Annotated in this window: 13 protein-coding genes; all 13 read right to left on the minus strand. The window is 46.1% G+C overall.

The features are described 5' to 3' along the window. Positions 1-90: 90 nt before the first annotated feature. On the minus strand, positions 91-1,215 hold the full coding sequence (gene flhB / locus RJ41_RS16410) for a flagellar biosynthesis protein FlhB (protein WP_039223057.1): 1,125 nt from the start codon (positions 1,213-1,215) through the stop codon (positions 91-93). 6 nt (positions 1,216-1,221) lie between these two features. Beyond that, positions 1,222-2,001, minus strand: coding sequence for a flagellar biosynthetic protein FliR (gene fliR, locus RJ41_RS16415; protein WP_014978604.1), 780 nt, complete (start codon positions 1,999-2,001; stop codon positions 1,222-1,224). Positions 2,002-2,013: 12 nt separating this feature from the next. Continuing rightward, positions 2,014-2,283, minus strand: coding sequence for a flagellar biosynthesis protein FliQ (gene fliQ / locus RJ41_RS16420; protein ID WP_012517675.1), 270 nt, complete (start codon positions 2,281-2,283; stop codon positions 2,014-2,016). Positions 2,284-2,291: 8 nt separating this feature from the next. Beyond that, a complete protein-coding gene (gene fliP / locus RJ41_RS16425) occupies positions 2,292-3,047 on the minus strand; it encodes a flagellar type III secretion system pore protein FliP (protein ID WP_039223060.1) in 756 nt (251 codons plus the stop codon). Then, on the minus strand, positions 3,040-3,492 hold the full coding sequence (fliO, locus tag RJ41_RS16430; RefSeq protein ID WP_039223062.1) for a flagellar biosynthetic protein FliO: 453 nt from the start codon (positions 3,490-3,492) through the stop codon (positions 3,040-3,042). Before fliO ends, fliP begins: the two co-directional genes overlap by 8 nt. A gap of 28 nt (positions 3,493-3,520) precedes the next feature. After that, positions 3,521-3,928, minus strand: a complete 408-nt coding sequence (fliN, locus tag RJ41_RS16435; protein ID WP_014948639.1) for a flagellar motor switch protein FliN — start codon at positions 3,926-3,928, stop codon at positions 3,521-3,523. 17 nt (positions 3,929-3,945) lie between these two features. Then, complete coding sequence (gene fliM / locus RJ41_RS16440) at positions 3,946-5,004, minus strand: flagellar motor switch protein FliM (RefSeq protein WP_014948638.1); 1,059 nt, start codon at positions 5,002-5,004, stop codon at positions 3,946-3,948. Positions 5,005-5,031: 27 nt separating this feature from the next. Continuing rightward, positions 5,032-5,571: a flagellar basal body-associated protein FliL gene (gene fliL, locus RJ41_RS16445; protein WP_039223619.1), complete on the minus strand. Its 540-nt coding sequence runs from the start codon at positions 5,569-5,571 to the stop codon at positions 5,032-5,034. Between the two features lie 227 nt (positions 5,572-5,798). Beyond that, positions 5,799-8,132, minus strand: a complete 2,334-nt coding sequence (locus tag RJ41_RS16450; RefSeq protein ID WP_039223066.1) for a flagellar hook-length control protein FliK — start codon at positions 8,130-8,132, stop codon at positions 5,799-5,801. Between the two features lie 350 nt (positions 8,133-8,482). After that, positions 8,483-8,929, minus strand: a complete 447-nt coding sequence (fliJ, locus tag RJ41_RS16455) for a flagellar export protein FliJ (protein ID WP_039223068.1) — start codon at positions 8,927-8,929, stop codon at positions 8,483-8,485. Positions 8,930-9,001: 72 nt separating this feature from the next. Further along, complete coding sequence (gene fliI, locus RJ41_RS16460; RefSeq protein WP_039223070.1) at positions 9,002-10,336, minus strand: flagellar protein export ATPase FliI; 1,335 nt, start codon at positions 10,334-10,336, stop codon at positions 9,002-9,004. Continuing rightward, positions 10,329-11,111 (minus strand): flagellar assembly protein FliH, encoded by a 783-nt coding sequence (gene fliH, locus RJ41_RS16465; protein WP_039223072.1) that lies wholly within the window; start codon positions 11,109-11,111, stop codon positions 10,329-10,331. The genes fliI and fliH overlap by 8 nt, the downstream gene beginning before the upstream one ends. A gap of 39 nt (positions 11,112-11,150) precedes the next feature. Beyond that, positions 11,151-12,191, minus strand: coding sequence for a flagellar motor switch protein FliG (fliG, locus tag RJ41_RS16470; protein WP_039223074.1), 1,041 nt, complete (start codon positions 12,189-12,191; stop codon positions 11,151-11,153). Positions 12,192-12,196: the final 5 nt, after the last annotated feature.

Below are 12,196 nucleotides of genomic sequence, written 5' to 3' on the forward strand. Positions count from 1 at the left end.
ATTGAAAGAGGACTTTTGACACAGCTAATTGTTAGAAAATTCGCGCAACATGTTAAGGTGGTAAGTACACATTGAAAGTTGTAGGGGCACCTAGCGTCGATACTCTGGTGGTATCGGCAAATCCCGTTTAAGTGGCTTAGGTCGTTTGCCCTTACCTGCTTTGTGCGCTCTTAACTGATAAACGTGCGCCAGCACCTGCGCTACCGCCATAAATAAGGCGTTCGGAATTTCATCGTCCACTTCAGTGGAGTAGAAAATGGCGCGTGCAAGCATGGGTGAAGGAATTAGCGGCACATCGTTGGCGGTAGCAATTTTTCTGATGTGCATGGCTAGTTCGTCAGCACCTTTAGCGACCACAACCGGCGCCCTAACCCCTTTTTCGTCATATTTAATAGCAACAGAAAAGTGAGTAGGGTTGGTCACTACAACGTCTGCTTGCGGTACTTCCTGCATCATGCGCTTGGTTGCTGCTTGATATTGCAAACGGCGAATTCGACCTTTAACCATAGGGTCGCCTTCCGCATTTTTCCGTTCGTCTTTCACCTCTTGCTTGGTCATCTTCATTTCTTTGTTGTGCTTATACATTTGGTAAGGCACATCAATGAGCGCGATGGGGATCATGCCGCACACCAGAATAAGAAACGCCCACTTGAGCATGTCGAGTGCGTGAAAGATGTTTCCCGGATAAAGCTCCATATCAAGGTGAAGCGCTTCGTCTTCAAAGAACAGTAACGCCCCAATAGCCATGCCGATTATGACCACCACTTTTGCGATAGACTTTAATAACTCTACCAAGCCGTTCATGCCGAACATGCGCTTGAAGCCTTGAATAGGGCTCATTTTTGAACCCTTAGGCTTTGCCCCTTCCCAGGTAAAGTTAAAACCACCAAGCGCGATAGAGCCATAGATGCCCGCTATCATTGCCACAACCATGTATAGCAGCACGGCAGGGCCTACCGCCGAAAAAGCTTCCCCCCATGCGCCAAACATGTGGGTGATATCATAGGTTTCGTCACGAGAGAGAATAAACATTCTCTGAGTAAGTTTAAAAACAGATTCAGCAATCCACCCGCCCACAAACAAAAACATAAAAGCACTTATGATAAGTACTAGGGTCGTAGAGAGTTCACGGGAACGGGCTAGCTGCCCTTTTTTTCGGGCATCTTCGAGTTTTTTCCCCGTGGGGTCTTCTGTTTTTTCGCTTGAATCTGCCATGTTTTCCTACGAACAAATATTCAATAGCTCACACATAAACTGTTCGGCTCTAAACCATTGGGTTTCGAAGTGTGCAGTAAAGTTATCGAGTGTTATCCAAATAATCAGTAATCCCATTACCTGAGCAATGGAAAAACCAATACTAAAAATGTTTAGCTGTGGTGCAGCTTTGGTCATCACGCCAAACGCCAAGTTCACGATAAGCAACGAGACGATTGGCGCAAGGGAGAGGGTCACAGCAGAAATAAACATCCAGCCGGCCCAGTGGGCGATATCGCGGAACTGTTCACCGGTCCACCATGCTTCGCCTATAGGAAACGCCTCAAAGCTCATGACTATCATTTGGATCATGGATAAATGCCCGTCCAAGGTCCAAAACAATAAGGTCGCTAGTATCAGATAAAACTGGCCCACTGCGGGCACGTTAATACCGTTTACCGGGTCAACAATCGACGCAAAGCCCAAACCGGTTTGCATCGCTATAATTTGACCTGCAAGCACGAAGGTATTGAGCACCATCATTGATATAAAACCAATAGCAATGCCTATTAGCAACTGCTGAATGACGATTAAAAATGTGCCCACATCCACCAAATTTTCTATGGGTGACGGGGGAACCACCGGCATGATGATGAGCGTGAGCATTATACCCAACAAGGCTCTTACCTGCGGGGGAATGGATTTAGCACTCAAGCCAATCATGGCCACGAATAAGCCGCTAATGCGCATAAACGGCAGCAGCATGTCCGCAAGAAATTGATTGATGGTCGCGAGTTCGACTTCCACAGCTTTAGCCTTCTATCCCACAACCTGCGGGATCATATCAACCATTCTGAAAGTAAAGTCCATAAGCTGTTGCACTAGCCAGTTGCCTCCCCAGCTCAGCGCGAGAAGCGTAACAAGCAAGCGGGGCAAGAAACTCATGGTCTGTTCGTTAATACTGGTCGCCGCCTGAAAAACAGCGACGACTAGACCTACGATCAAGCTTGGAACAATCACCGCAGATACCAACACAATAACCATGAACATGGCTTCCCGTAGTATTTCTACAAAGACTTCTGGTGACATAAGCCCTCCTAGACGCCCATACCGAAACTGGTCGCCAACGTACCGAAAATCAGGTTCCAACCATCAACCAACACAAACAACATGAGCTTAAACGGCAAGGATACAATCATAGGTGAAAGCATCATCATACCCATAGCCATCAATATAGACGCTACCACCAAGTCAATAATAAGAAAGGGAATAAATAGCATAAAACCAATTTGAAACGCGGTTTTAAGTTCACTGGTTACAAATGCGGGAATAAGTATGGTTAGCGGTACCTCATTGGTATCGGCGTATTTTCCTTCATCACCGGCTATCCGTACAAACGTTTCTAGGTCTTTTACCCGTGTTTGTGAAAGCATAAATGCGCGCATGGGGCCTTTGGCTTGCTCAAGAGCATCTAAACTGGTGAGCTGCTCGTTAAGGTAGGGCTGTAAAGCTCGCTCGTTCACCTCTTCAAATACCGGCGCCATAATAAACATGGATAGAAACAAACTAACGCCAATGAGTATCTGGTTTGACGGTGATTGCTGTAAGCCTATCGCCTGACGCAGAATCGACAACACCACGATAATACGCGTGAACGAGGTCATCATCATGATAAACGCAGGAATAAGGCTTAGCGCTGTCATAATAAACAGCGCTTGAAGCGTCATGGAGTAGTCTTGAGAACCATCTTGATTGGTTGTAACCGTGACGGCTGAAATTCCCTGCTGAGCATAAGCAGGCTCAACGAGACATAATAAAGGTAGTATTAAAAGTAGCCAGGCAAACTTACGCATCTCTCGACTCTTCCTTTGTTTTATTCTTTTCTATATTGGGGTTGAGCTTTCCCGCCATGGCAGCAACAAGCTTTTGCTTAAAGGCATCGGCACCATTTTGTTGCTCGCCTGTGGTTTTATTTACACCTTTCACAGGTATATCGAGATTTTTATCTAATTTGCTTAAATGAGAGATGTTGTGACTGGTTACACCAATGAGGTGCTGCTCTTCACCTACCTGAATCACCATAATTTTTTCTTTAGTGCCAACAACCATGCTGGCCGCGACTTTCATTTGATTTCCACCCATTGCAGTGACATTAAATCGACGCATCACATAAGCAAGGGCGAAAATCACGCCAACAACGACAAGTAAAGAAAGGAAAATTGACAGTACCGACGTGGGATTGGTGATTGACTGGGTCGACTGCGCGACGGCTATCTGGCTAAATAAAAGGGGCAGCATTGCGCAACCCCTTACTTTATAAGAAGTTTTATCTGAGCTTCTTGATTCTCTCAATTTGACTAATAACATCCGTTAATCGAATACCGAATTTGTCGTTGACCACTACTACTTCTCCATGAGCAATCAACGTGCCATTAACTAATACATCTAGTGGCTCACCGGCAACACGATCCAGCTCCACCACAGAACCCTGGTTCAACTGTAGCAGATTTCGGATACTTATTTGACTACGACCGACTTCCATCGAAATAGTCACAGGTATATCTAGAATGGTATCTAGCTTTTTCTTTTCTTCTTGCGTAATCGGCGCGTCGTCAGTTAATTCGTCAAGTTCAGCAACTTGTACGTCTTCGTTATCGCCAGCCTCTTGTTCCGCTTCAGATTCGGCTTGTTCGGCCATTGCCGCTGCCCAATCGTCCATACCGTCTTCACTCATGGGAACTCCCCTCTACCTTACAGGTCTTCTTCGAGTACTTGCAGTTCTGCGTCATTATCAATAATGCGCCCACCGCGGGTTAATAACTGTAGCTCAGACTTCACTGAAGTCGGTCTTGCAATCTTCTCTACAATTTTCAGTGCCAAATTGTCGCGACTGCGACCTAATTTAGCCCTGAACGTGGGTAAATCTTCAATTAATACTGTGATGGTTTCTGGCATCTCCACAGGGATGATATCGCCAGGTTTAAACTCCATCACATCGCGAAGCGGTACATCAACGTCTAGCATATGCGTAGTTAACGCTACTTTAACGTCCATGATTTCATCGCGAAGCGCCTTACTCCAACGTAAGTCTGTATCTTCTTTATCGCTTTGAACACCCGCATCTAGCAATTCGCGAATGGGCTCTAACATTGAGTATGGCAGCGACACGTGGAAGTCGCCACCGCCGCCATCTAGTTCGATATGGAACGAGCTGATGACCACCACCTCGGTCGGGCTCACAATGTTCGCCATCGCAGGGTTTACTTCTGAGTCCAAATATTCAAACGACACATCCATGACCGGTGCCCAGGCTTCTTTATAATCTTCAAAGATTATTTTAAGCAGCATCTGGATAATACGGCGTTCCGTTGGCGTAAACTCACGGCCTTCAATTTTCGCATGATAGCGACCATCGCCACCAAAGAAGTTGTCTACCAAAATAAATACCAAACGGGCTTCCATGGTAATAAGCCCCGTGCCTTTAAGTGGACGGAAACGCACCATGTTCAAACTCGTTGGAACGAATAATGTGTGAATGTATTCGCCAAACTTAATCATCTGAATACCGTTAATCGATACTTCAGCTGAACGTCGCATCATGTTGAACAAACTCACACGCATGTGACGTGCGAAACGTTCATTAACGATTTCAAGCGTAGGCATACGCCCACGCACAATTCTGTCTTGCGAGGAGAAGTCGTACTCGAGCGTAGAAGCATCAGAGTCGCTGCCGCCGACCTCCTCTTCTTCTACATCATCTACCCCGTGTAATAGGGCATCGATTTCATCTTGAGATAATAAATCACTCACCGTCTTCTACCTTACTTAGTCAATGCATTACTGCATGACAAACCCAGTGAACAATACGCGCTCAACTACATCGCTGCCCGTAATGTCCTTTAATGCTTTCTGCACTTCGGTTACCGCCTGCTCGCGAAGCTCTATTTTACCGGCTTCAGTAACCAGATCGTCTGCATTTGAAGTACTAAAAGCCTGTAGTAATGTCCCTTCAATTAGCGGAATATGCGTCTTTGCTAACTCTTCGTTATCAGAACCACGTACTAATAGCTGCACTTTAATTTGAACCAATCGGTCTCTTCCCGAACCCGGCACGTTAAAAACGAAAGGTCTCGGCATAGCAACATAAAGTGCCGTACCAATTTCAGCGTTACCTGTACTCGCTGCCGGCGCACTTGCAGCAGCTGCTGCAGCATCAGCTTCAGCCAATTCCTCAGCAGCAGGCTCATCGCCACCCGCGAAAAGCAAGAAATAAGCGGCAGCCCCGCCGCCTACAAGAACCACAGCGATAATGATGATCAACATCATTTTGCCTTTCTTCTTACCGCCTTCTTCTACCTGTAACTCTTCATCAGCCATGTGTAACTCATCAGTAATATTAAGAAAAAACGTATTATCAATGTTCCACCGCAAATGGCAATGCCATAATTCGTATCTACAGATGGTCAACACTGTAGCAGCAACAATTAACTCGCAATATGCAGCGTTTCATCGAACTATTCGTTCGGAATTAAACGAATACTCCAAACATAGCAGTCTTAAAATAATCTCACCATGCTACCTATTGATAATAGTTTTGCCCTGTCTTAAGCGTAGAAATCAATTCCGCCCTTGGCTGCCCGCGTCACTGATTGCTCGACAATCCGCGTTTCGTCTACATCGTCTAAACCGTCATTTTCTCCGCGGTTTCCGGCGCCATTTCTACTGCCACTGTTTTCTGCAAGTTGCTGGCCATTTTCGTTACTTGAAGAATTATCTTTTCTTACTTGCGCATCACCCAATTCAATGCCTTGTTCTGAAAGCATATCTCGTAGTTTTGGCATGGCATCAGCTAGCGCCTCCTTAGCTTGTTGAGACTGCACAACGAAACTCACGCTTGCCGCGTCACCTGCGACGTTTACCCGCACCTGCATGCTTCCCAACTCAGGTGGATCAAGACGGATTTCAGCCATAGTGTTACGCGCATTCACCATCCAGCGAATTTTTTCGTTTAGCTGTTGCTGTCCTTCTGGCTTATGAATATTGACCGCTTTATCAAAGCCCTCAAACTGCTGTTGAGATTTTGACGCTTCAGCGCGAAGCTGTGAGTTTTCTTGTATTACCGTATCGGTTTGTCCTACCATACTTGCAAAAGCCTGTTGAGCACTGGCTTGCGTTTGCGTCATTAAATTTAGGAACTGACTTGCTTGGCTATCGACCCTTGCCGTCATTGAAGCAATAACATCGGTATTCACTGCCGCCTCTTTTGCGGCGTCTGCCACGATAGCTGATAAATCGATGCCAGGCTCTCTACCTTGTTGAACTTGTTGCTGAAACTCATTGATACCGGCAATGATGTTTGTCTTCACAGCTTGTTGTTGTGCTCCACTTGGCATTACTGCAACGACGCGCTCAGCAAACGCCTCGGTAGCTTTTTGTGCAGTTTGTGGGGAAAGTTCACTTAATGCAGTTAATAAGTCACTTTGTGGATCACCGGTCATTTCAAAGCTATTATTTGGAGGTGTAGCACTTTGAGGTGCAGCATTTTGGGTATTCATCACTGACGCTGCGCTAGTAGCCGTTACTTTGGTTTTGTCTGCCCCGTTAGTATTTCCACCACCATTTTCCAGAACAGCCCCGTCAATTACTACTGTGGCTATGTCAGAGGTTGCGTCAGAATACAATGCTTCTAATTGAGAGCTGGCTTCATCTGACGATAGTTTCTGCATCGCTTTAAGTTCATCAGATAACAGGCTTAACACAAGAGATTCATCTGCTGCGTTTTTACTATTTTCCAGCGTTCCCTCTGCCCCCTCGCTCACGCTTTGCGCTACATCGTTATCGCTCTCTTTTTGCTGCAAGAGTTGCGCTATTAGCGTCGAAAGTTCATTGGCATTGGGGTCTGATTTACCCTCAGGAAGGAATTTAGAAAGTTCAGCATTAGCTTCGCTGTTAGGTCCATTTTGTTCGCTGCCGGCACCATTTTGTTCGCTACCGGCACTATTTTGTTCACTTTCAGCGCCAAGCAGTAGTTCGGTTAAAGTACTCAGTGTTTGTTGTGCGTCAGCCGAAAGGGATTCAATAGAGATATCACCCTCTTTGCTGCCACTATTAAGCTGAGAAAGTAAATGCGCCATTACCGAAGGCGCGTCGCTGGCATCTACTCCGTCTGGAATCTTCCAAAGCTTTCCATTTTCTTTTACAGAAAGAACATTAACGGATTCATCTGGAACTTCAGAAATACCATTGGTTGCTCTTTTACCAGATTGCCCTTGAGTTTGCTCTTTGCTGTCAGCCTTACCAAAGCGATCTGCTAGGGTTTCAACATAGGCAACCCAGTCTGGCTCTTCATCAGATTTGTCCGCCTTTCCATCTGGCGTACCCGGCGTGGTAATGACGCCAGCCTCTGCATCTTTTTGGCCGCCTTCTCCAATAACAAACTCTGCTTCGGTGACGGCGTTTTGTACAATGCCACCTTCAGTGTCATCTAGTGTCAAACTTGTTTTTTCTTTATCGCCCGATTTGCGCTGTGCTTCTGTCGCTTCGGCTATCTCATTTGAACCAACAGCAGCTTTTTCTTCATTTGTAGCTGACGCTGACTCTGCAGGGTCGTCTGTTACTTTCTTTTCAACAGGAAGATTGGTATGCCCGGCGTCCCTGTCTTTACCCGTCTTCACCGTTTCATTAGAAACTGAAGTGTTAGCAGATGAGCCTGTCGAACGGGTTGTCTCTCGGGACTGAGAACTTAATGTTTCTTTGCTATTTAAGACAAAATCAGGTTTGCTCGATTTCGCTTCTTGATAAAGTCGATTGAATGCTTGGTTGTTTTCACTGTTCGCTTGTTGTTGCGTACCAATACCAGTTTCAACCGCTTTAGCTGTGCTAGAAGCAGAAAAAGGTAATGCGGCAATGTCTGTTTTATGTGCGGCAACTTGTTGCATATTGTCCTACCGTCCTACATTTATATCGTCTTTCACCAAGAAGACGTAATGTGATGCGAATTAATCACTGGGCGTTGTATTTAAACAGACCAAGAGAAGTAGATCGCAACCCCACCAACGCTTATCCTAATTTCAATCACTTAGCACTGCTCCGATACCCTTTGTGGCTATCGTTCGGTACTAGGTTTTATGCTCGCTTTAGTTGAATTTCGTACTATATAGCTTGCGTAGAACTTCAAACGTAAGCTGTTAGAGCGTAATAACCAGGGCACTGAAATTATGGCGCGCTGTTACATTTCATATTGACTTAGCAAGGGTTGAGCCAAAGTGGCTTGAAAACATACTATTTATTAGAAAGGAGAGCGCTTAGCTCTAAAAAATCGTTGTGTGGCAAATTCATCCATCATGGCCTGTTCGGCTTTAGCTTCTTTTTTCTGCTCTGCCAACTTCTTCTTATCTAGTAGCAAGGTAACAGCTTTAACTTTCTGCTGCTGTTTTAGCCACATTTGCTTGCGCTGGTCTGCTGCCATCTGCGCACGAGCAATCACTTGCATCTGCTGCTCACACGCTTTATCTAATTTTCCGACGAAAGATAAGTGTTGTTGATAATAAGTCGCCGTAACGCCGGCTTGACCGGTTTGCTGAATACCTTTGATATAGTCAATACGGTACTGCTCGAGGCTAGTAAGCTTTTGCTTTTGCTGATTTACGTTTTGCTGAGCCTGCTGATAATACCGGGCTTCTCGCTGCTCTTTTTCTCGCTCAAACTCGGCTAGACGCTCTAGTTGTTTAGACATTTTTAGTGCCCTTATTCAAGCGTTCTGATTTCTTCTTCACGAGTGTTTTATTACTGTTGACTAACAAAGCCATCATCCCTGCCCTAACCCTTTGGCAAGCGCTGCCATACCTTCTAGGCTTTCGTCATAAGGAATGACTTGCTTCATTCCTTGCTGCAACAAAGCATTGATTGCGGGCTCTGCACGAATGGCTAAATCAATACGTGGGTCTGACCCTTTTGCGTAAGCGCCAATAGAAATAAGATCTTGGTTTTGTTTGTAGTTTGAGTAAACCTGGCGAATGCGACGAGCCATTAATTGATGTTCTTCACTCACCACCATTGGCATTACTCGACTTATCGACGCTTCAATATCAATTGCAGGGTAGTGACCACTATCGGCTAGGGTTCGCGATAAAACCACGTGACCATCTAGAATGGCACGAGCAGCGTCTGCTATGGGATCTTGTAAATCGTCGCCTTCAGTGAGTACCGTATAAAAGGCCGTGATAGAGCCTTGCCGCTCGCTGCCATTACCAGCTCGTTCAACTAATGCAGGTAACCGAGCAAAGACCGATGGCGGATAGCCTTTTGTTGCAGGAGGTTCACCCACAGCCAGAGCTATCTCGCGCTGCGCCATGGCATAACGAGTTAACGAATCAATGAGCAGCAGCACCTTCATGCCTTTATCGCGAAAATATTCAGCAATGGTTACCGCCGTCTCGCAGCCCTTTAAACGCATAAGCGGCGAAGTATCAGCTGGTGCTGCCACTACCACAGCTCGTTGGCGTTCTTCTTCTGTCAGTATTTCGTGGATAAACTCTTTTACTTCTCGTCCACGCTCACCAACTAGCCCAACCACGACCACGTCGGCTTCACAGCCTCGGGTCATCATGCCAAGTAGCACACTTTTACCTACCCCACTTCCTGCAAAAAGCCCCATACGCTGCCCTACACCAACCGTGTTAAGTGCGTTAATAGCGCGCACGCCAACATCCATAGGTGCGTTTATTGGCCGGCGGATAAGCGGGTTCATTGGCGGTCTAGTGGTTGGCGCGCGGGCTTCGGCATTGATTTCGCCCAGTCCGTCGAGTGGCTGACCGTTGCCATCAACTACACGTCCCAACAGTCCCATACCCACAGGCAAACCGCTTTGCCTGTTTAACGGCATAACGCGACTCCCTGGCACAATACCGCGAACCGCTTCTGTGGGCATTAAGTAGGTAATATCGTCACCAAAACCAACCACTTCAGCTTCTATTTCGCCTTCAATGGTTTGTACTAAACACTGACTGCCGACGGGTAACTGACACCCCACAGCTTCAAGAGTTAAACCGATACCTCGGACTAACTTGCCAGCGGCAACAACTGGAGGAGAAGAGACCTGTTTTGTGAGGGATTCAAAGTGAGTATGCCAAGGGCTAGTCATCTGACAAACCTTGGTTTAATAAGAATTTATCAATTACGTCGCGGCAACGGCGTTCAATAGACACGTCGACGGCATTTTGCACAGTAGTAATATCGCAACCGCCACGTTCCATCGCTGGTGCTTCAACCAAATTCCAGCCTTTTTTGGTAATTTCCTCTTCGCCAAAATGCGCTTTTACCAATTCAATATCTTCAGGATTCATATGAATTTGATAGTCAGCTTGATTAATTGGTAGCGCCTTAATACCTTCACTTAACGCCTGCACTATAACCTGTTGGTTAGTGCTTACCTCTGTTTTGATAACTGCTTTTGCAAGGGTTACGGCAAGTTTTACCAATTGATCTCGGGTTTCATCATTGGCTTGCGAAAGTGGGTCGTGAAATTTTTCAGCAAGCATTCGCCACACTTCAGCTTGTGCTGTCATTTGCTGACGGCCTTCTTCTACTCCTTGCTCAAGGCCTTCGCTATGCCCCTGCTCTTTACCTTCAAGTAAACCAGCTTCAAGACCTTCTGCTTTGCCTTCCTCAAAACCTAGCTGTTTGCCTTCCTGATAGCCTTCATCATAGGCAGCCTGACGTATGGCTTCTATTTCTTCAGCAGTGGGGGGCTTAATCTCTTCCTCAACTTCAGGCGGCTCGTACTTCCAGTCAGAACGTTTGTTAAGCGCGTTGGTCGGCTCGTTCTCTCGTGGGGCAGTAGGGTCGTCAACGAAAGGTAGGTCCCATTTTTTAGCTTCATTTACTTCGTTTTCGCTGAAACTTTTTTTGGCAGTCATATGTTTACCTAGGCTAAATAAGTGACGGGATTAGCGTTCTTATAAGAACTCTTCGCCACCGCCACCACCAAGCATGATTTCACCAGAGTCAGAGAGTCGACGGGCAACAGAAAGGATCTCTTTCTGCGCTGTTTCTACTTCACTAATTCGCACAGGACCAAGCGCTTCCAAGTCATCATTAAGCATTTCAGCAGCACGCTTAGACATGTTGCGCATAATTTTGTCTTTAAGCTCTTCGTCAGCACCTTTAATAGCCTTAAGCAGCGCGTCTTGCTGTACTTCGCGCAGTATGGCCTGAATACCCTTGTCGTCTACATCGACTAAGTTGTCGAATACAAACATCAGGTCTTGGATTTGCTGACTCATTTCTTCGTCTTGCTCGCGAATAGCATCCATCAACTGGCCTTCTATCGCAGTATCTAGATAGTTCATGATGTTCGCTGCAGACTTCAAGCCGCCCATTTTGGCTGCTTGTGTACCCGCTTGACCTGCAAACTGTTTCTCCATGATTTCGTTTAGTTCTTGTAGTGCAGCTGGCTGAACTTCTTCTAGGTTTGCGATACGCATTAGCAAGTCGAGTCGAACCTTTTCCGGGAACTGCGCCAAAATCTCTGCACTTTGTTCAGGCTCTAAATAAGACAAGACGATAGTTTGAATCTGTGGGTGCTCGTTACGAATAATGCTGGCTACCTGCTTAGAGTCCATCCACTTGAGAGAGTCAAGGCCTTTAGCGCCGCTACCCATAAGGATCTGGTCGATAAGGTTTGCCGCCTTATCTTCACCTAGTGCAGCCGTTAATGCACGTTTTACGAAGTCTTGGCTTTGGAAACCAATGGTGCTGTAGTTTTGAATCTCTTCGATGAAATGCTTATGAACCGACGTAATTTTGGACTGGGTCATATCGTCCACTTTGGCCATTTCAGTACCCAGTTTTTGTACCTGTTTAGGCTCTAAGTGTTTTAATATCTGCGCCGCATCTTCTTCTGACAAGCTCAACAATAAGATGGCCGCTTTTTCTACGCCTTCTAATTTACTGACGTCATATGACGGTTCTTCAACATTGGCAAGTTCTTCAGCCATAATCT

Origin of the sequence: Alteromonas marina, from assembly GCF_000808575.1 — a bacterium.
Classification (GTDB): Bacteria; Pseudomonadota; Gammaproteobacteria; order Enterobacterales; family Alteromonadaceae; genus Alteromonas; species Alteromonas marina_A.